The sequence below is a fragment of the Streptomyces ochraceiscleroticus genome, from assembly GCF_000720485.1.
Classification (GTDB): Bacteria; Actinomycetota; Actinomycetes; order Streptomycetales; family Streptomycetaceae; genus Streptomyces; species Streptomyces ochraceiscleroticus.
In genome coordinates this window covers 68,783-87,687 of sequence record NZ_JOAX01000014.1, presented here as the reverse complement: position 1 = coordinate 87,687, position 18,905 = coordinate 68,783, and the positions used below count along the sequence as shown (strand labels likewise).

The following is an 18,905-nucleotide window of genomic DNA, read 5'->3' as shown; positions in this document are numbered from 1 at the left end:
GGCTGCCATGCCTACTCACGTGCCTGCCGAGGACCGGGGCGACGAGCGCGGCGCACTCCTGGCCTTCCTCGAAGCGCAGCGCGGCGGGATCCGCCGCGCGCTGCTCGGCCTGACCGACGAGGAGGCCGCACGCCGCCCCAGCGCCAGTGAGCTGTCCCTGTCCGGGCTGCTCAAGCACGTCGCGCAGACCGAGCTGGGCTGGCTGGACACCGCGAAGCAGCGGCCCCGCTCCATCGAGCGGAACGAGAGCAACTGGCACCTCAGCTTTCAGTTGGAGGAAGGCGAGTCCGTCGCCGGCATGCTCGCCTTCTACGACCGGGTGGCGCAGGAGACCGAGGAGTTCATCCGCTCGGTGCCGAGCCTGGACGACACCTTCCCGCTCCCCGAGGCACCGTGGTTCCCCCCGGAGGCCCGGCAGTCCATGCGCTGGCTGGTGCTGCACCTGATCGAGGAGACCGCCCGGCATGCGGGCCACGCCGACATCGTCCGCGAGTCCCTGGACGGCGCGACGGCCTTCGCCCTGGTGGACGAGGAGCGGGCGATGCGTGAGAAGCAGGCGGTGCGGGGGCCGGAGTCCGCCGGGCAGTAGCGTGCTGACCGGCAAGGTCACACCCGGGGACGAGGAGAGCGCGGGCGATGTCGGCGATCCGGCTGCTGGTACTGGGAGCCGTGCGGCAGCACGGCCGGACCCACGGCTACCAAGTACGCAGCGACCTGGAGTACTGGGGCGCCCATGAGTGGTCGAACGCCAAGCCCGGCTCGATCTACCACGCGCTGAAGCAGATGGCGAAGCAGGGACTGCTGCGCGCGCACGAGACGGCGCCGAGCACGGCCGGCGGGCCGCCGCGCACGGAGTACGAGCTGACGGACGCCGGGGAGGCGGAGTACTTCGCGCTGCTGCGTGCCGCGCTCTCCCAGCACGACCAGAAGGTGGACGTGCTCAGCGCCGGCATCGGCTTCATGGTCGACCTGCCGCGCCATGAGGCGGTGGCCCTGCTGACGGAGCGGGTGCGGGCCCTGGAGGCGTGGCGCGCCGAGGTCACCGGGCACTACGTCCCCGAGGACGGCCCGGAGCAGCTCGGCCACATCGGCGAGATCATGAACATGTGGGTGCACGCCGCGGACACCGGAGCGGAGTGGGCCCGCTCCCTGATCGCCCGTATCGAAGGGGGCGCCTACGCCTTCGCGGGCGAGGGCGCGCCCTTCGTGGGCGTACTGCCGGAGGGCACGGCGAACCCGTTCGCGGACAAGCCGCCGTTCAGGGGTTAGCCGGGGGCTCTCAGCCCGTGCCGGCCATCGACAGCTTCGCCGCGAAGCCCAGGAAGGCGGCGCCGGCGCCCGCGGTCAGGCCCGCGGTGAGGCGGCGCCGCTTGCGGAAGGTCGCGGCCAGATACGTACCGCTGAAGATCAGGATCGACAGGTACGTGAAGCTGAACAGCTGGGCCCACGCGCCGAGCGCCAGGAAGGACAGCGCCTGGTGCGCGTAGTGCGGATCGACGAACTGCACGAAGAAGGAGATGAAGAAGAGGATCGCCTTCGGGTTGAGCAGGCTGACCACCAGCGCGCGACGGTACGGCCGCTCCCTCTCCTCCCCGGTCCGCGGGGGCGAGGCGCCTGCCCCGTCCTTCTCGGCCTTACGGGCCTCCCGGCCGCGCCACATCGCCACCGCGCCGCGCAGCATCCCGACCGCCAGCCAGGTCAGATAGCCCGCGCCCGCGAACTTCACGATCCCGAAGGCCAGCGGGCTGGCCTGCAGCAGCGAAGCCACGCCGCCCGCCGAGAGCGTCATCAGTACCGTGTCGCCGCACAGCACGCCGGCGGCCGCCCGGTAGGCGACCTTCGGGCCGCGCCGCGCGGCGACCGAGACGACGTACAGCGAGTTCGGGCCCGGCAGCAGGATGATCAGCGCGAGACCCGCGAGGTACGTCGAAAGATCCGTTATCCCCAGCATGGCGGAAGGATGCCATCTCCCGGGAGGCCGCTTCACCCGACTTCCGGTATGCGGACTTGCACCTCACGCGACGTGAGGAGCCACCGTGAAGGGCGTACCGAGAAAGGAGCGGACGCATGAGCTACTCCGTGGGACAGGTCGCCGGATTCGCCGGCGTCACGGTGCGCACCCTGCACCACTACGACGAGATCGGACTGCTCTCGCCGAGCGCCCGCAGCCACGCGGGCCACCGGCGCTACGACGACGCCGACCTCGACCGGCTGCAGCGCATCCTGTTCTACCGGGAGCTCGGCTTCCCTCTCGACGAGGTCGCGGCCCTTCTGGACGACCCGGACGCGGATCCCCAGGAGCACCTGCGGAGGCAGCACGATCTGCTGACCGCCCGGATCGAGAAGCTTCAGAAGATGGCCGCGGCCGTGGCGACCGCGATGGAGGCACGCAGTATGGGCATCAATCTGACCCCCGAGGAGAAGTTCGAGGTCTTCGGGGACTTCGATCCGGATCAGTACGCCGAGGAGACCGAGCGGCGCTGGGGCGGCACGGAGGCGTACAAGGAGTCGCAGCGCCGCGCCGCCATGTACACCAAGGAGGACTGGAAGCGGCTGACGGCGGACTTCGACGCGATCCACCACCGGATGGGTGAGCTGCTGGCGCAGGGCGTGCCGGCCGGCTCCGAGGCGGCGATGGACGTCGCCGAGGAGCACCGCCGCTTCATTTCCCGGCACCACTACGAGTGCTCGTACGAGATGCACGCCTGTCTCGGCGAGATGTACGTCGCGGACGAGCGGTTCACCGCCACGTACGAGGCGATCAGGCCCGGGCTCGCGGCCTACATGCGGGACGCGATGCTGGCGAACGCGGTCCGCGGTTCCTGAGGGGCGCGGGGCGCCGGGCCGGACAGCTGGAACCAAGGGGCGTCACAAGGCGTTGATAGCTTTGGGCCGCATACTGCGCCTGTACCCCGCTCTCGCCTACCGACCGATCCGGCGCCCTCGACCCAGGAGCCCTGCCCACCGTGAACACTCTCGCGCTCGGCCCCCAGTGGCTGGACCCGGACTATCTGATCAGCACCTTCGGCCTGATCGGCGTTCTGGTCATCGTCTTCGCGGAGTCCGGTCTGCTGATCGGTTTCTTCCTGCCCGGCGACTCCCTGCTCTTCACGACCGGTCTGCTGGTCACGGCCGGGAAGCTGGACAAGCCGCTGTGGCTGGTGTGTCTGCTGGTGGTGCTGGCGGCGGTGCTGGGCGACCAGGCGGGCTATCTCTTCGGCCGGAAGGTCGGGCCGTCGCTGTTCAAGCGGCCGGACTCCAAGCTGTTCAAGCAGGAGAACGTCGAGAAGGCCCACGAGTTCTTCGAGAAGCACGGTCCGAAGTCGCTGATCCTGGCCCGCTTCGTGCCGATCGTGCGGACGTTCACGCCGATCATCGCGGGCGTGAGCCGGATGAACTACCGCTCGTTCCTGATTTTCAACGTCGTCGGCGGCGCCCTGTGGGGCGCGGGCGTGACGCTGCTCGGCGCGGCGCTGGGCGGCATCGAGTTCGTGCACAAGAACATCGAGGCCATCCTCGTCCTGATCGTGCTGATCTCGGTCGTGCCGATCGTCATCGAGTACCTCCGCGGCCGCAAGAAGAACAAGAAGGCGGCCGCCGAGGGCGCTGCGGACGCTGCGGGTCAGGACGCGCCGCCGCAGGCCGGCCCGGCCGCCGGCGGCCACGCGGACGCCACCCAGCCGATGCCGCGCGTCCCGTACGAGGGCGAGGAGCGTGCCCCGTACGGCGGCGGCCGGGGCGGTCACGAGCCGGCTCCGTACGGCGCGCAGCAGGACCGGCCCCAGTACGGCCGGCAGCAGCCTGAGCAGCAGTCCCCGTACGGCCACCAGCAGCCCCCGTACGGCCGCGGTCAGGCCCCGTACGGCGAGGAGCAGGCTCCGTACGGCCAGGGGCAGGCGTCGCCGTACGGGCGGCAGGATCAGGCCGCTTACGGCGGACAGCAGGACCTCTACGGCGGGCAGCAGGCATCCTCCTACGGTGAGCAGCAGGCGCCTCGGGCGCAGCAGTCCCCGTACGGCCGGCAGGACGCTCCGCAGCCCCCGCAGGCGCCCTACGGACAGCAGCCGCAGCAGCCCCAGCAGCCCCCGTACGGCGGGCAGTCCGGGCCCGCTCCGTACGGCCGTCCCGCGCAGCAGCCGGGCGGGCCGGAGCAGTATCATTCAGAGCCGCGCCACCCTCAGCAGGGGCCGCAGCAGCCGCACCCCCAGGATCACCAGCAGCCGCCGGGTGAGGGCCGCCGCGGCCGCCACGCCAAGCGCTGACCGGCTGCGCAGCACATACCCCGTACCGCACCGCCCTTGGGCGTCCCTTCCGTTCCGCGTCGCCGCGGAGCGGTCCAGGGGCGCCTTCGCGGCGTCCAGGGCGGGTTCACCCCCCACCCCATTTCCCACCACCCTGCGAACCCCCGCCCCGCGCGCCAGGTGCGGTGATCAGGCATGGTGGCTTTGACGACGGACGCAGCAGGCGCACGAGGAGCGAGGAGCAGTGGCGTCGGACCCGGAGACCCCCGAGGACCGCAAACCCCAATCGGACGAAGCGCGGAGCGCGTTCACCCCGCCGCTCGGCGTGCCCCACCCCCCACTGCACGAGGACGAGCACCCCACCTCGGAATTCGCCCTCCCTGAGGGAATGCGGGCCGAGGCGCCCGCCGAGCCGGAGGGGTCCGCCTTCGCGCCCCCGGGCAGTGCCCCGAACGGCGCCACCGGCTCCACCACGGGCACCCACCAACTGCCCACCACACCCGCCGGCTGGCCCGCCTTCACCCCGCCGCACGGCATACCGGTCGTCAGCCTGACCAAGGACGTCCCCTGGCAGGACCGGATGCGCACGATGCTGCGGATGCCGGTCACCGAGCGCCCGGCTCCGGAGCGGATCGAACGCGCCGACGAGTCGGGGCCCGCCGTGCCGCGCGTGCTCGACCTCACGCTCCGTATCGGCGAGATCCTGCTCGCCGGCGGTGAGGGGGCCGAGGACGTCGAGGCGGCGATGTTCGGCGTCGCCCACGCGTACGGCCTCGAACGGGTCGAGCCCACGGTCACGTTCACGCTGCTGTCGATCTCGCACCAGCCCTCGCTGGTGGACGACCCGGTGACGGCCAGCCGCACGGTCCGCCGGCGCGGCGTGGACTACACCCGGCTCTCCGCGGTCTTCCAGCTCGTCGACGACATCACCTCCGACGGCATCACCCTGGAGGAGGCGTACCGCGGCCTCGCCGAGATCCGGCGCAACCGCCACCCGTACCCGAGCTGGGCGCTCACCGTGGCGTCCGGCCTGCTGTCCGGCGCGGCGAGCATGCTGGTCGGCGGTGGCCTGACGGTCTTCGTCGCGGCGGCCATAGGGTCGATGCTCGGCGACCGGCTGGCGTGGCTGGCGTCCGCACGCGGGCTGCCGGAGTTCTACCAGTTCGTGGCGGCGGCGATGCCGCCCGCCGCGATGGGCGTGGCGCTCAGCATGACGGAAACGGGTGTGCAGGCGTCGGCCGTCATCACCGGTGGCCTCTTCGCGCTGATCCCGGGGCGGGCCCTGGTGGCGGGCGTACAGGACGGCCTGACGGGTTACTACATCACCGCGGCCGCACGTCTGCTGGAAGTCGGCTACCTCATCGTCGGCATCGTCATCGGAGTGCTCGGCGTGCTGTACATCGGCGTCCAGCTGAGCGCGCACACGCTGAACCCGGAAGAGGGCTTCGGATCGTTCGACGAGCCGGTGGTCCAGATCATCGCCTCGCTGCTGCTGGCGCTGGCCTTCTGTGTGCTGCTTCAGCAGGAACGTCACACCGTGCTGTTCGCGACCTTCAACGGCGGCGTGGCCTGGGTGATATACGGCGCCCTTACGCAAGCCAGGATCCACCCGGTGGTCGCCACCACGATCGCGGCCGGCCTGGTCGGCCTCTTCGGCCAGCTGCTGTCCCGGTACCGCTACGCGTCCGCGCTGCCGTACGTCACGGCGGCCATCGGCCCGCTGCTCCCCGGTAGCGCGACGTATTTCGCGCTGCTCAACTTCGCCCAGGGCAACCTGGACGCCGGCGTCTCCTCGCTGATCAAGGCCATCTCACTGGCCCTGGCCATCGCCGTCGGCGTGAACCTCGGTGGCGAGATCGCCCGCCTCTTCATCCGCGCCCCCAGCGGAGAGGAAGCCGCCACCCGCCGCGCGGCAAAGCGCACCCGCGGCTTCTGAGCCACGTTCCAAGCCCGTCCGGCGGCACATTCAAGCCCGTCCGGCGCTTGAGGACATCCGGTACGCCGATGGGCGGACACCCGCAGGTGCCCGCCCATCGGTACCACCGGCTACCGGCCGGGGTCGGAAAACCCGAGCCGCCAGGCTCAGTGCTTGCCGCCCTGCGCCTCCAGGCGCTTGAACGAAGCCTCGATCTCGGCCTCGGCCTCGGTGCGGCCGACCCAGTTCGCGCCCTCGACCGACTTGCCCGGCTCCAGGTCCTTGTAGACCTCGAAGAAGTGCTGGATCTCCAGGCGGTCGAACTCCGACACGTGGTGGATGTCGCGCAGGTGCTCCACGCGGGGGTCCGAGGCCGGGACGCACAGCAGCTTGTCGTCGCCGCCGGCCTCGTCGGTCATACGGAACATGCCGATGGCGCGGCACTTGATGAGGCAACCCGGGAAGGTCGGCTCGTCCAGGATGACCAGCGCGTCCAGCGGGTCGCCGTCCTCGCCGAGGGTGTTCTCGACGAAGCCGTAGTCGGCCGGGTAGCTGGTCGAGGTGAAGAGTCGACGGTCCAGGCGGATCCGACCGGTCTCGTGGTCCACCTCGTACTTGTTCCGCGAACCCTTCGGGATCTCGATGGTGACGTCGAACTCCACGGGTGGCTCCTCCATGATCAACACATACGTCTGGTGATTAAGTGTCCCCCACGCAGGTGTGTGGTGGCGAAAGGGGCTGGTCCAAAGTGCCGGAGGCCAGGTCGTGGCAGGTCAGGTGGGTCGGCTGGGGCCGGTCCTGCATACGGGCGGCGGCCGGCGCGGGGCGGAGCACCGCGCAGTTCGCCGCCGACGAATGGTTCTTCGCCCGCCAGTGGTGGCGGCGGACCCCGCTGCAGCGGAAACGGACGTGGCAGGTCACGGCCGGCTCCGCCGTTGCCGGTCTCGCGGTCGCGGCCGGTGCGGTGGCGACGGCCGGTCCGTGGGACTCCGGCCAGCGTACGGCCGAACGGGCCCGCGCGGCCCGCTGGGACGGCCGAGGTGGTGAGCGTCACGGTGCCGGACCCTCGGCTCCCGGCGCCGCGCCCGTCCTGGCGGCCCTGGGCGCCCCCGTGAAGGGCGGCGGCGACGGAGTCCCGCCCCCGACCGGCAGCGGCCTCGCGGACGCCCTGGCGCCCCTGCTGAAGGCGCCCGAGCTGGGTCCCGTACGGACCGCTTCGGTCGTGGACGTGGCCACCGGCCGCGAGGTCTTCGCCAGCCACCCGGCCCGGACCGCGACCCCGGCCTCCACGATCAAGCTCGGCACCGCCGTGGCCGCCCTCACCGCCCTCGGCCCCGAGCACCGCTTCACCACGAAGGCCGTGCAGGACGGCCGCACGAAGGACGGCACCGCCCGGGTCGTCCTGGTCGGCGGCGGCGACCCGACCCTCACCGCCCGTACGCCCAGGGCCGGCACTCCGGCCGCGCAGCGCCCCGCCGCGCTCGGCGACCTCGCCGCCGACACCGCGCGCGCCCTCAAGAAGCGCGGCACGAAGAAAGTCACCCTCGGTTACGACGACTCGCTCTACGAGGGCTCGCCGCAGCACCCGATCGGCCCCAACGAGAACCTCGCGCCCGTCACCGCCCTCACCGCCGACGAGGCCCGCCTGGACACCAGCAGCCACGGCACCGCGCCCCGCGCCACCGACCCGTCCGCCGAGGCTGCCCGCGCCTTCGCCGACGACCTGCGCGCCCACGGCATCGCGGTCACCGGGGCGCCCCGGGACGACGACGCCCGCCGCACGGCCACCCGGCTCGCCGCTGCCCGCTCCCTCCCGCTCTCGACCATCGTCGAGCGGATGCTCACGCACAGCGACAACGACATCGCCGAGCAGCTCGCCCGCCAGACGGCCGTGGCCACCGGAGCGCCGACGACCTTCAAGGGCGGGGGCCGCGCAGTACAGCGCACACTCGAACAGCTTCGCCTCCCTGTGGCGCGGACCGCCTTCCACGACGGCAGCGGCCTGGACCGCGACGACCGGGTCTCCGCCGGCCTGCTGTCCCACGTGCTGCTGCTCGCTGCGGCCCCCGACCACCCGGAGCTCCGCGCGGTCCTCACCGGCCTCCCCGTGGCCGGCTTCACCGGCACCCTGGAGGCCCGGTACGCCGACGAGCGGGCGGGCGCCGGGGCCGTACGCGCCAAGACCGGCACCCTCACCGGCGTGAACACCCTCGCCGGCACGGTCGTCGACGCCGACGGCCGGCTGCTGACCTTCGCCTTCATGACCAACGGCACCAGCGACGCCTACGGGGCGCAGCGGTCCCTCGACCGGCTCGCCTCCGCGGTGGCCAACTGCGGCTGCCGCTGATGCGGCGCACCCCGTACCGGCCACCGCCGAGCGCCCCGTATGCCGCGCCGCCCACCGCCGAGCGCCGCGAATCGGCTACCCCCCGGCCGGGCGCACCCGTACCGTGAAGTCATGACGAGCATCGGTGGTGCCGAGATGGTCGACTGGAATCTCGCGGTGACGACCGCGTCCCGCTTCGTACGGCCGGGCCCAGAGGTGAGCCGCGACGAGGCCCGCGCGGTCGTCGCCGAGCTGCGCAGGCACGCGAAGGCCGCCGAGGAGCACGTGCGCGCGTTCACCCGCATGACCCCACCGGGGAGCGAGGGCGGCGCGGCCGCCCACGACACCCCCGTACTGGTCGTCGACCGGCCCGGCTGGATCCGCGCCAACGTCGCCGGCTTCCGCGCCGTACTGAAGCCGCTGCTGGAGAAGATGCAGGAGCGCCGCTCCTCGCTCCCCGGCGGCGCGGTGATAGGCGCGGTCGGCGGCAAGGTGACCGGCGTCGAGCTGGGCATGCTGCTGTCCTTCCTGGCCTCCCGCGTGCTCGGCCAGTACGAGACCTTCGCGCCGCCCACCCGGGACCTGCCCGCGGGCGCCCGCGGCGGCCGGCTGCTGCTCGTCGCGCCGAACATCGTCCACGTCGAGCGCGAGCTGGAGGTGGCGCCGCACGACTTCCGGCTGTGGGTCTGCCTGCACGAAGAGACGCACCGCACGCAGTTCACCGCGGTGCCCTGGCTGCGCGACCACATCGAGGGCGAGGTGCAGTCGTTCCTCGGCGAGACCGAGATCGACCCCGGCACGCTCCTCGAACGGCTGCGGGAGGCCGCCCAGTCGCTGACCGGGGCCAAGCCCGAGGGCGAGGCCGGCGAGGACGAGGGCGGCCGCAGCCTCGTCGACCTCGTGCAGACCAAGGCGCAGCGCGAGATCCTCGGCCGGCTGACGGCCGTGATGTCCCTGCTGGAGGGGCACGCCGACTACGTCATGGACGGCGTCGGCCCGCAGGTCGTGCCCTCGGTGACGGAGATCAGGGAGAAGTTCCAGCAGCGCCGGGCAAGCGGCGCAGGGCGGCTGGACCAGGCGCTGCGCAAGCTCCTCGGCCTGGACGCCAAGCTGCGCCAGTACCGGGACGGCGAGCGCTTCGTAAGGGCCGTCGTCGACGAGGTCGGCATGGACGGCTTCAACCGCGTGTGGACCTCGCCGAACACCCTCCCGACCAAGCAGGAGATCGCCAAACCGGCGGACTGGGTCGCGCGGGTGCACCGCAAGGCGGACGGTGCGCCGTAGGAAGGCAGGGCGCCGTGGACGCGCGGTAGGACAGAAGAACGCCCTCTCAATCACCCTTCTGAGGGACCGTGGCCCGGGGAGAGGCGTGCAATGCTCGGGTAACAGCTCATCTCTGTCACCATCGAGACACTCTGAGTGACCGCCCCGGGAATCGCCCGGCGATCCCCCGGCGCTCGACCCCGAGATGCTCCCGGTGGGCCGGACGGCAGCCGCCGTCCGGCCCGAGGCCCCCTGCTGAACGATTGGAAACGGACATGGGTCCCCATCCAGCGGTCGCCGCAATACGCCTGGCGGTCCGCCGCGTACTCCACGACGTCCTCACGTCCCACACCCGGCGGTCCGGCCCCGACGCCCCGCCGCCCCTGGTGCTCGCCGCCTGCTCCGGCGGCGCCGACTCCATGGCACTCGCCTCGGCCCTCGCCTTCGAAGCCCCGCGCCTCGGCGTCCGCGCCGGCGGCGTCACGGTCGACCACGGCCTCCAGGAGGGCTCCGACACCCGGGCCGCCGAGGTCGTCCTCCGAATGCAATCGCTCCGCCTGGACCCGGCCGAGGCCGTCACCGTCGAGGTCGGCAGGGACGGCGGCCCCGAAGCGGCCGCCCGCGAGGCCCGGTACGCAGCGCTGGACGACGCGGCCCGGCGGCACGGCGCCGACGCGGTCCTCCTCGGCCACACCCGCGACGACCAGGCCGAGACCGTGCTCCTCGGCCTCGCCCGCGGCTCCGGCACCCGCTCGCTGTCCGGCATGGCCGCCGTCTCCGGCACCGACGGCCGCTACCGCCGCCCCTTCCTCGGGATCGACCGGCAGACCGCCCGCAAGGCATGTCTGATCCAGTCGCTGCCCGTCTGGGACGACCCGCACAACACCGACCCCTCGTACACCCGCTCCCGGCTCCGCCACGAGGGCCTGCCCGCCCTGGAGAAGGCGCTCGGCAAAGGCGTCGTCGAGGCCCTCGCCCGTACGGCGCAGCTCTCCCGCGACGACGCCGACGCGCTGGACTCCTGGGCCGTCGAGGCCGAGCGCGGTGTGGCCGATGCCACCGGTGCGCTGGACGTGGCCGCGCTGTACTCGCTCCCCCCTGCGGTGCGTCGCAGGGTGCTCCGCCGGGCCCTGCTGCGTGCGGGCTCACCTGCGGGTTCGCTCTTCGCACGGCACATCGAGGAGGTCGACCGGCTGATCACCGCCTGGCGCGGCCAGGGAGCCATCGACCTCCCCGGGCTGGTGGGTGTGCGACGCCAGGGTGGCAAACTGGTCATCCGGCAGGGCTGAGCCGCGCGGGACCGCCGGGACGGCTGAGTCGATGACGGTCTAATGACACCGAACCGAGCGAAAGTGGCACGGGTGGACGACAAGGACATGGGTTCCGACCTTCAGTCGGTGCTCATCACCAAAGAAGAGATCGACGCGAAGCTGGCCGAGCTGGCCGCGAAGATCGACGCGGAGTACGCGGGCAAGGAGCTGCTCATCGTCGGCGTCCTGAAGGGCGCCGTGATGGTGATGGCGGACCTGGCACGTGCGCTGTCCACCCCCGTCACGATGGACTGGATGGCCGTGTCGTCGTACGGCGCGGGCACCCAGTCCTCCGGCGTGGTCCGTATCCTCAAGGACCTGGACACCGACATCAAGGGCAAGCACGTCCTGATCGTCGAGGACATCATCGACTCCGGCCTGACGCTGTCCTGGCTGCTGTCGAACCTCGGCTCGCGCGAGCCGGCCTCGCTGGAGGTCTGCACGCTGCTGCGCAAGCCGGAAGCGGCCAAGGTCGACATCGACGTGAAGTGGATCGGCTTCGACATCCCCAACGAATTCGTCGTGGGATACGGCCTGGACTTCGCCGAGAAGTACCGCAATCTGCCGTTCGTCGGCACGCTTGCGCCGCACGTCTACGGCGGCTGACGCCTCATCGGCGGTGCCGGACAGGGCCTGGAAAGCGCCTCTTGCCGGACGGCGGGAACCCTCAGCGGTCTCCCGCCGTTGGAGCAGGGAGGGCGGAATCCAAGTCGCATTGTTCCCCACGGGCAGCGGCGTCGGGTGACAATGCTGGGGTACCGTCCGAAGGTCAGTCTTTTTCGGGCCAGTAATACACCGTACGCACGACCAGACCTCCCCGAGGGCTGGAGTGCCTCACTGTGGCAGGAGGGACGGGGCCTTTAGGGCTCCGTATGGATGGACGTGAAGCGATACTTCCGTGGGCCGGTCATGTGGATCGTGCTGGCCGTCCTCGCCGTGGTCGTGTTGATGCAGGTCGTCAGTTCGTCCGGCGGCTACAAGACGGTGGACACCGGTCAGGTCGTCAAGGCGATCACGGACAACAAGGTGAAGTCCGCCGAGCTGACGACCGGCGACGAGATGAAGATCAAGGTCGAGCTCTCCGGCGGCAACAAGGTCGAGGGTTCGGACAAGATCCAGTCGAGTTACATCGGCGACCAGGGCGTGGACCTGGCCAAGACCCTGCAGTCCAAGTACCAGACGGGCGACATCAAGGACGGTTACACCGTCTCGCCGCAGAAGCAGAGCCCCTTCGTGGGCATGCTGCTCTCGCTGCTGCCGTTCGTCCTGATCGTCGTCGTGTTCCTGTTTCTGATGAATCAGATGCAGGGCGGCGGCTCCCGGGTCATGAACTTCGGCAAGTCCAAGGCCAAGCTCATCACCAAGGACACCCCCAAGACGACGTTCTCGGACGTCGCCGGGTCGGACGAGGCGGTCGAGGAGCTCCATGAGATCAAGGAGTTCCTGCAGGAGCCGGCCAAGTTCCAGGCCGTGGGCGCCAAGATTCCCAAGGGCGTACTGCTGTACGGCCCGCCCGGTACGGGCAAGACGCTCCTCGCGCGCGCCGTCGCGGGCGAGGCGGGCGTGCCCTTCTACTCGATCTCCGGCTCCGACTTCGTCGAGATGTTCGTGGGTGTCGGCGCCTCGCGCGTCCGTGACCTCTTCGAGCAGGCCAAGGCGAACGCCCCGGCGATCGTCTTCGTCGACGAGATCGACGCCGTCGGCCGGCACCGCGGTGCGGGCCTGGGCGGCGGTCACGACGAGCGCGAGCAGACGCTGAACCAGCTCCTGGTCGAGATGGACGGCTTCGACGTGAAGGGCGGCGTCATCCTGATCGCCGCCACGAACCGGCCGGACATCCTGGACCCGGCGCTGCTGCGCCCGGGCCGTTTCGACCGGCAGATCGCGGTCGACCGTCCCGACATGCAGGGCCGTCTGGAGATCCTCAAGGTCCACCAGAAGGGCAAGCCGGTCGCGCCAGACGTCGACCTCAGCGCCGTGGCCCGCCGTACGCCCGGCTTCACCGGCGCGGACCTGAGCAACGTCCTCAACGAGGCCGCGCTGCTCACCGCCCGCAGCGACAAGAAGCTGATCGACAACCACTTCCTGGACGAGGCGATCGACCGGGTCGTGGCCGGACCGCAGAAGCGGACCCGGATCATGTCGGACAAGGAAAAGAAGATCACCGCGTATCACGAGGGCGGACACGCCCTGGTCGCGGCGGCTTCACCGAACTCCGACCCGGTCCACAAGATCACCATCCTGTCCCGCGGCCGCGCGCTCGGCTACACGATGGTGCTCCCGGACGAGGACAAGTACTCCACCACGCGCAACGAAATGCTCGACCAGCTCGCATACATGCTGGGCGGCCGCGCGGCGGAGGAGCTGGTCTTCCACGACCCGACGACGGGCGCCGCGAACGACATCGAGAAGGCGACCGCCACGGCCCGCGCGATGGTCACGCAGTACGGCATGACCGAGCGGCTCGGCGCGATCAAGTTCGGCTCCGACAACTCCGAGCCCTTCCTGGGCCGCGAGATGTCCCACCAGCGCGACTACTCGGAAGAGGTCGCGGCCCTGGTGGACGAGGAGGTCAAGAAGCTGATCGAGACCGCGCACAACGAGGCGTGGGAGATCCTCGTCGAGAACCGCGACGTCCTCGACAACCTGGTCCTGGCCCTCTTGGAGAAGGAGACCCTGGGCAAGGAGGAGATCGCGGAGATCTTCAAGCACATCGTGAAGCGCCCGTCCCGCCCCGCGTGGACCGGCTCCTCACGGCGTACGCCCTCCACCCGCCCGCCGGTGCTCGCGCCCAAGGAGCTGGCCGCGGCCAATGGCGCGGTCACCGCGACGCCCACCGTCTCCACGGAGAAGGTGGACCTCCCGGAGGACTCCGGCAGCAGCGAGGCGTGATCGGCCGGCCGCTTGCCACAGCGGCCCCGGAATGAATGCCGCGTCCCCCAGGTTCTAGCCTGGGGGACGCGGCATTCCGCGGTTCGTAGCGGGGTGAAAGACGGAACGAGGCACGAAATGACCGACCCGGTGACGCTGGACGGCGAAGGCAAGATCCGCGAGTTCGACGAGAAGCGGGCCGAGAACGCCGTACGCGAACTCTTGATCGCGGTCGGTGAGGACCCGGACCGCGAGGGCCTCCTCGAGACGCCGGCGCGGGTGGCGCGGGCGTACAAGGAGATATTCGGTGGCCTCTGGCAGAAGCCGGAGGACGTTCTCACGACGACCTTCGACCTCGGTCATGACGAGATGGTGCTGGTCAAGGACATCGAGGTGATGTCCTCCTGCGAGCATCACCTGGTGCCGTTCGTCGGTGTCGCGCACGTCGGCTACATTCCGTCGACCGACGGCAAGATCACCGGGCTGTCCAAGCTGGCCCGGCTGGTGGACGTCTTCGCCCGCCGCCCGCAGGTCCAGGAGCGGCTGACCACGCAGATCGCGGATTCTCTGATGGAGATACTGGAGCCGCGCGGCGTGATCGTCGTGGTCGAGTGCGAGCACATGTGCATGACCATGCGGGGTGTCCGTAAGCCCGGCGCCAAGACGACGACCTCGGCTGTCCGCGGCCAGCTCCGCGACGCGGCTACGCGCGCGGAGGCGATGAGCCTGATTCTGGCTCGGTAAGCGGACAGGTCGGTGCGGGTCACGTGTCGAGGCGGCCCGCCAGCCAGGCGAGGGCTGCCGGGATTTCTCGGCGCCAGGTGTTGAAGTTGTGGCCGCCGCTTTCCAGGACTATGGAGGAGATGCGGGTCGGGGCCTTGGTGCCCTGTATGAAGCGCATCGTGTCCGCGTAGTTCGTCTCGCCCTGTTTGCTGGTGGTGACCAGGAGATTCACCGGCGGCGCGGGCAGGTGGCGCTGCCGCCACAGCAGGTTGTTCTCGCGCTGTAGCTGCGCGTTGCCGGCGAAGAGGTCGCCGGTGGTGGGGTCCAGGGGCGCCTTGTAGTAGCCGGAGAGGGCGGCGGCCGTGGAGTACGCCTCCGGGTGGCGCATGGTCATCTTCAGGGCGCAGTAGCCGCCCGTGGAGTCGCCCATCACGCCCCAGCTCCGGGCGGCCGTACCGGTGCGGTAGTGCGCCGCGATGTCCGCGCGCAGCTCCTTGGTGAAGAACGTCTCGGTCTGCGGGCCGCCCGGTATGTCCATGCACTCCGTGTCGCGTGGCGGGGCGACGGTCGGGCGGAGCATGACCAGGACGGTCGGCTGCATCCTGCCCTTCGCGACCAGCCGGCGCTCGGTCTGCGGGTAGTGCAGCTTGGTGTAGAGCGCCTCGGCGGTGCCCGGATAGCCGGTGAGTACGACGGCCGCGGGGAAGTGCCGGTGGGCGTACCGGGGCTGGAAGTACTCCGGCGGCAGGTAGACGTACGCGGGGCTGGTGATGCCGGTGGCTTCGCCCCGTATCAGGACCTTGTCCAGCCGGCCGGCGACGTCGGCGCGGCGGTTGTCGTGCGGCAGGCCGGTCCGCTCCACACCCTGTCGTTTCAGGTCGGTGCCGCCCGGGCCGGTCGTGTGGTCGACCACGACACCGGTCTGGTGCTCCTGGCCGAAGAGGTCGGCCCAGGACGCGTAGAAGCCGAAAGCGTTGTTGACGGCGAGACCGACCGAGGCAAAAAGGGTCAGTTGGGTCGCCAGTAGCAGGCCGATTCGGCCTGTCACGGCACGCCAGGTACGGTCTGCCAGGCGCGGCCACAGGAGCACGGTGGAGGCGAAGAGAGCCACCGCTATCAGCACGGTGAGCGCCAGCACGGTCTTACTGGTGAGGTCCATGTCCACTTCCTGCCGGGCGACCGGGCGGTCCGGTCGCCTGATGGAACCCCGGGCCCTGAAGTGCCGTCCTACAGCGCGAATTGTCCACGTAGTGGCGACTTGATGCTCCGCGTTCTGAAGGTCAGGCGGCTTGAGGAGCGGGCGACGGGAAAGTGATGTCTGACAGGCTAGATGGCGAAAAGTCCGGAGTGGTTGCGTGGCGTCCCGCACGCTGGGTGCGGGGACCGCGCCCGGAGGCGGTGCCCACGGCGGTCGGTACGGCCTGCACGCTGATCGGTCTGCTGAACCTGGCGTCCGGCGTGTTCCCACGCATCCGGCACAGCCGCATGCACGCCATGGCGGAGGTGCTGCCCGGCGCGGTGAGCCCGCTGGCCGCGGCCGCTTCGGTCGTGGTGGGCCTGCTGCTCCTGCTGCTGGCGCACGGCCTGAAGCGGCGCAAGCGGCGGGTGTGGATCGCCGCGGTGACGCTGCTCCCGGTGGGCGCGGCGGCGCAGTTCGCGTACCGCCACTCCGTCATCGGAGCGGTGCTCTCGCTGGCGCTGCTGGCCTATCTGGTGCGGCACCGCCGGGAGTTCGCGGCGCTGCCGGACCCGCGCAGCCGCTGGAAGGCGCTGCTGAACTTCGTCGTGCTGGGCGGTGTGAGCGTCGCCCTCGGCATGGTGATCGTCAATTCCCATCCGCACCGCACCGTCGGTGATCCGACGGTCTGGGCGCAGCTGCAGCACGTCGTGTGGGGCCTGTTCGGCTTCGAGGGACCCGTGGCGTACACCCATCACGTCGACTACACGGTCGGTTACTCGCTCGGTGCGCTCGGCCTGCTGACCCTGGCGACCACCGCGTACCTCGCCTTCCGGCCCGAGCAGCCGGCAGCGCGGCTCACGGCGGAGGACGAGGACCGGCTGCGGGAGCTGCTGGCCCGGCACGGCAGCCGGGACTCCCTCGGCCACTTCGCGCTCCGCCGCGACAAGGGCGCGGTCTTCTCGCCCAGCGGCAAGGCGGCGGTCTGCTACCGCGTGGTCTCCGGGGTGATGCTGGCCAGCGGTGACCCCATTGGGGACGTCGAGGCGTGGCCGGGTGCGATCGAGCGCTTCATGGAGGAGGCGCGGGCGCACTCCTGGACGCCCGCGGTGATGGGCTGCTCCGAGACCGGCGGCGAGGTGTGGACCCGCGAGACCGGCCTGGACGCGCTGGAGCTGGGCGACGAGGCCATCGTGGACGTGGCGGACTTCACGCTCTCCGGGCGCGCGATGCGCAACGTACGGCAGATGGTCAAGCGCATCGAACGCAACGGGTACGAGACCCAGGTGCGCCGGGTGGCCGAGCTGTCCCCGGAGGAGGTCGAGGCGGTCCAGCGGGCCGCGGACGGCTGGCGGGGCACCGACACCGAGCGCGGCTTCTCGATGGCGCTGGGCCGGATCGGCGATCCCCGGGACGGCGACGCGGTGATCGCCACGGCGCACCGCGCACCCGAGGAGGGCGAGGTGCCGGGCCCGTACGGCGACCTGAAGGCCGTACTGCACTTCGTGCCGTGGGGGGCGGACGGGATGTCGCTGGACCTGATGCGGCGCGACCGCAGCGCCGACCCCGGGATGAACGAGCTGCTGATCGTGGCCGCCCTGCAGGCGGCGCCGAAGCTGGACGTGGCCAGGGTCTCCCTGAACTTCGCGATGTTCCGCTCGGCACTGGCCCGCGGCGAGAAGCTGGGCGCGGGGCCGGTGCTGCGCACGTGGCGCGGCCTGCTGGTGTTCCTCTCGCGCTGGTTCCAGATCGAATCGCTGTACAAGTTCAACGCCAAGTTCCAGCCGCGCTGGGAGCCCCGCTTCGTGGTCTTCCGGGCCACCCGAGACCTGCCGCGGATCGGCTTCGCGGCGATGCAGGCCGAGGGGTTCGTGCAGCTCGGGCTGCCCCGGCTGCTGCGCCGACGGCGGCCGGAGCCCGTGGCGCGCCCGTGTGCGCACCGGACCTCGAGGCTACGCGGCACGTCGGTCGGGCGGGCCGCCTGAGAGCCCGAGGGGCGGGCGCGGTGGCGGCCGGGCCGGCGGGGGAGCCGGCGAACGGGTACGTACGCGGACGTACAGGTGTACCCATACGTCCGCGTTCGCCCAGGTACGCGCGGTGCGTGGGGCGAGCCGCCCGGCCACAGCGCCTAGGCTGGATGTATGAGTACTTTGCGTGGCCGGGTGGCCGGTCTTCCCGAGTGGGACCGGTGCGCGGTCATGGGCGTGGTCAACGTGACCCCCGACTCGTTCTCCGACGGCGGCGACTGGTTCGACACCGAGCTCGCGGTCAAGCACGGCCTGGACCTGGTGGCCCAGGGGGCCGACCTGGTGGACGTGGGCGGCGAGTCGACCCGGCCCGGTGCCGCGCGGGTGGACGAGGCCGAGGAGCTGCGCCGCGTCATCCCGGTCGTACGGGAGCTGGCGGCGGCCGGCGTGGTGATCTCCGTCGACACCATGCGGGCCTCTGTCGCCGAGCAGTCGCTGCAGGCGGGCGCGCATCTGGTGAACGACGTGAGCGCGGGCGCCGCCGACCCGGCGATGATCCCGGTGGTGGCTGCGGCGCACGCGCCGTTCGTGGTGATGCACTGGCGCGGCCAGTCCGTCGACATGAACGACCGGGCGGTCTACCGCGACGTCGTCGGCGAGGTCGTTTCCGAGCTTCGGGTGTCGATGGACCGTGCGGTCGCCGGGGGCATCGACCCGGAGCGCATCGTGATCGACCCGGGGCTGGGCTTCGCCAAGCAGGCCGATCACGACCTGGAGCTGGTCGCGGGCCTGGAGCGGCTGCACGAGCTGGGCCGGCCGCTGCTGGTGGCCGCCTCCCGGAAGCGGTTCCTGGGCCGGGTGCTGGCCGGTGCCGGCGCGTCCGCCTCGGTGCCGCCGGCGCGGGAGCGGGACGCGGCGACGGCGGCGGTCACCGCCCTGTCGGCGCGCGAAGGCGCCTGGGCGGTCCGCGTGCATGAAGTGCGGGCGAGCGCCGACGCGGTGCGGGTCGCACGCGCCGTGGAGGCCGCCGGTTCCGCGGCCCGGCGCACGGCGTAGAACGGGGCCCGGCAGGGCACAGGGCAGCCAGATGGCGCGCGGCGTGCCCGGTGACG

General features: G+C 71.3%; 16 protein-coding genes. 13 read left to right on the top strand and 3 right to left on the bottom strand.

Going from position 1 to position 18,905, the window contains the following annotated elements; genetic code table 11:
- Nucleotides 1-7 precede the first annotated feature (7 nt).
- Together IG84_RS0119095 and IG84_RS0119090 are read left to right on the top strand one after the other, a co-directional pair.
- A complete protein-coding gene (locus tag IG84_RS0119095; RefSeq protein WP_031058540.1) occupies nt 8-589 on the top strand; it encodes a DinB family protein in 582 nt (193 codons plus the stop codon).
- 47 nt (nt 590-636) lie between these two features.
- The gene (locus tag IG84_RS0119090; protein WP_031058538.1) at nt 637-1,269 is read left to right on the top strand and encodes a PadR family transcriptional regulator; all 633 of its coding nucleotides are present in this window, start codon (nt 637-639) and stop codon (nt 1,267-1,269) included.
- A 10-nt stretch (nt 1,270-1,279) separates the two neighbouring features.
- Here IG84_RS0119090 and leuE read toward each other — a convergent pair whose 3' ends face one another.
- Nucleotides 1,280-1,951 (bottom strand): leucine efflux protein LeuE, encoded by a 672-nt coding sequence (gene leuE / locus IG84_RS0119085; protein ID WP_031058536.1) that lies wholly within the window; start codon nt 1,949-1,951, stop codon nt 1,280-1,282.
- A gap of 116 nt (nt 1,952-2,067) precedes the next feature.
- Between leuE and IG84_RS0119080 the strand changes: the two genes are divergently transcribed.
- The 3 genes from IG84_RS0119080 (at nt 2,068) to IG84_RS0119070 (ending at nt 6,177) form a co-directional block, all read left to right on the top strand.
- On the top strand, nt 2,068-2,826 hold the full coding sequence (locus tag IG84_RS0119080; protein WP_031058534.1) for a MerR family transcriptional regulator: 759 nt from the start codon (nt 2,068-2,070) through the stop codon (nt 2,824-2,826).
- Between the two features lie 140 nt (nt 2,827-2,966).
- Entirely contained in the window at nt 2,967-4,262 is a 1,296-nt protein-coding gene (locus IG84_RS39965; RefSeq protein ID WP_051861990.1) for a VTT domain-containing protein, read from the top strand.
- 223 nt (nt 4,263-4,485) lie between these two features.
- On the top strand, nt 4,486-6,177 hold the full coding sequence (locus IG84_RS0119070; RefSeq protein WP_031058531.1) for a threonine/serine exporter family protein: 1,692 nt from the start codon (nt 4,486-4,488) through the stop codon (nt 6,175-6,177).
- Nucleotides 6,178-6,323: 146 nt separating this feature from the next.
- Here the strand turns inward: IG84_RS0119070 and IG84_RS0119065 are convergent, their stop codons facing one another.
- On the bottom strand, nt 6,324-6,818 hold the full coding sequence (locus tag IG84_RS0119065) for an inorganic diphosphatase (RefSeq protein ID WP_031058529.1): 495 nt from the start codon (nt 6,816-6,818) through the stop codon (nt 6,324-6,326).
- 86 nt (nt 6,819-6,904) lie between these two features.
- Here IG84_RS0119065 and dacB point away from each other — a divergent pair, with 86 nt between their 5' ends.
- The 6 genes from dacB to folE all read left to right on the top strand — a co-directional run bounded on the left by dacB (nt 6,905) and on the right by folE (nt 14,670).
- Nucleotides 6,905-8,503: a D-alanyl-D-alanine carboxypeptidase/D-alanyl-D-alanine endopeptidase gene (gene dacB / locus IG84_RS0119060; protein ID WP_031058526.1), complete on the top strand. Its 1,599-nt coding sequence runs from the start codon at nt 6,905-6,907 to the stop codon at nt 8,501-8,503.
- Nucleotides 8,504-8,614: 111 nt separating this feature from the next.
- A complete protein-coding gene (locus IG84_RS0119055; RefSeq protein WP_031058523.1) occupies nt 8,615-9,766 on the top strand; it encodes a zinc-dependent metalloprotease in 1,152 nt (383 codons plus the stop codon).
- Between the two features lie 254 nt (nt 9,767-10,020).
- Nucleotides 10,021-11,034, top strand: a complete 1,014-nt coding sequence (tilS, locus tag IG84_RS0119050; protein WP_031058521.1) for a tRNA lysidine(34) synthetase TilS — start codon at nt 10,021-10,023, stop codon at nt 11,032-11,034.
- Between the two features lie 87 nt (nt 11,035-11,121).
- Nucleotides 11,122-11,661, top strand: a complete 540-nt coding sequence (gene hpt, locus IG84_RS0119045) for a hypoxanthine phosphoribosyltransferase (RefSeq protein ID WP_031058519.1) — start codon at nt 11,122-11,124, stop codon at nt 11,659-11,661.
- A gap of 270 nt (nt 11,662-11,931) precedes the next feature.
- Entirely contained in the window at nt 11,932-13,947 is a 2,016-nt protein-coding gene (gene ftsH, locus IG84_RS0119040; protein WP_031058517.1) for an ATP-dependent zinc metalloprotease FtsH, read from the top strand.
- 117 nt (nt 13,948-14,064) lie between these two features.
- Nucleotides 14,065-14,670, top strand: coding sequence for a GTP cyclohydrolase I FolE (gene folE / locus IG84_RS0119035; RefSeq protein ID WP_031058515.1), 606 nt, complete (start codon nt 14,065-14,067; stop codon nt 14,668-14,670).
- 19 nt (nt 14,671-14,689) lie between these two features.
- Here folE and IG84_RS0119030 read toward each other — a convergent pair whose 3' ends face one another.
- Entirely contained in the window at nt 14,690-15,808 is a 1,119-nt protein-coding gene (locus IG84_RS0119030; protein ID WP_031058514.1) for an alpha/beta hydrolase, read from the bottom strand.
- A gap of 155 nt (nt 15,809-15,963) precedes the next feature.
- On the opposite strand from IG84_RS0119030, the gene IG84_RS0119025 reads away from it, so the two are divergent.
- Both IG84_RS0119025 and folP read left to right on the top strand, forming a co-directional pair.
- Complete coding sequence (locus tag IG84_RS0119025; RefSeq protein ID WP_031058512.1) at nt 15,964-17,811, top strand: phosphatidylglycerol lysyltransferase domain-containing protein; 1,848 nt, start codon at nt 15,964-15,966, stop codon at nt 17,809-17,811.
- Nucleotides 17,812-17,967: 156 nt separating this feature from the next.
- Nucleotides 17,968-18,849, top strand: coding sequence for a dihydropteroate synthase (gene folP, locus IG84_RS0119020; RefSeq protein WP_078649025.1), 882 nt, complete (start codon nt 17,968-17,970; stop codon nt 18,847-18,849).
- The last annotated feature ends 56 nt before the right edge of the window (nt 18,850-18,905 follow it).

Excerpts from the sequence above, each read along its gene's own strand:
- folE (WP_031058515.1), top strand. The coding sequence starts at position 14,065 with ATGACCGACCCGGTGACGCTGGACGGCGAAGGCAAGATCCGCGAGTTC.
- IG84_RS0119025 (WP_031058512.1), top strand. The coding sequence starts at position 15,964 with ATGTCTGACAGGCTAGATGGCGAAAAGTCCGGAGTGGTTGCGTGGCGT.
- IG84_RS0119080 (WP_031058534.1), top strand. The coding sequence starts at position 2,068 with ATGAGCTACTCCGTGGGACAGGTCGCCGGATTCGCCGGCGTCACGGTG.
- folP (WP_078649025.1), top strand. The coding sequence starts at position 17,968 with ATGAGTACTTTGCGTGGCCGGGTGGCCGGTCTTCCCGAGTGGGACCGG.
- leuE (WP_031058536.1), bottom strand. The coding sequence starts at position 1,951 with ATGCTGGGGATAACGGATCTTTCGACGTACCTCGCGGGTCTCGCGCTG.
- hpt (WP_031058519.1), top strand. The coding sequence starts at position 11,122 with ATGGGTTCCGACCTTCAGTCGGTGCTCATCACCAAAGAAGAGATCGAC.
- IG84_RS0119095 (WP_031058540.1), top strand. The coding sequence starts at position 8 with ATGCCTACTCACGTGCCTGCCGAGGACCGGGGCGACGAGCGCGGCGCA.
- ftsH (WP_031058517.1), top strand. The coding sequence starts at position 11,932 with ATGGACGTGAAGCGATACTTCCGTGGGCCGGTCATGTGGATCGTGCTG.
- tilS (WP_031058521.1), top strand. The coding sequence starts at position 10,021 with ATGGGTCCCCATCCAGCGGTCGCCGCAATACGCCTGGCGGTCCGCCGC.
- IG84_RS0119055 (WP_031058523.1), top strand. The coding sequence starts at position 8,615 with ATGACGAGCATCGGTGGTGCCGAGATGGTCGACTGGAATCTCGCGGTG.
- IG84_RS0119090 (WP_031058538.1), top strand. The coding sequence starts at position 637 with ATGTCGGCGATCCGGCTGCTGGTACTGGGAGCCGTGCGGCAGCACGGC.
- IG84_RS0119030 (WP_031058514.1), bottom strand. The coding sequence starts at position 15,808 with ATGGACCTCACCAGTAAGACCGTGCTGGCGCTCACCGTGCTGATAGCG.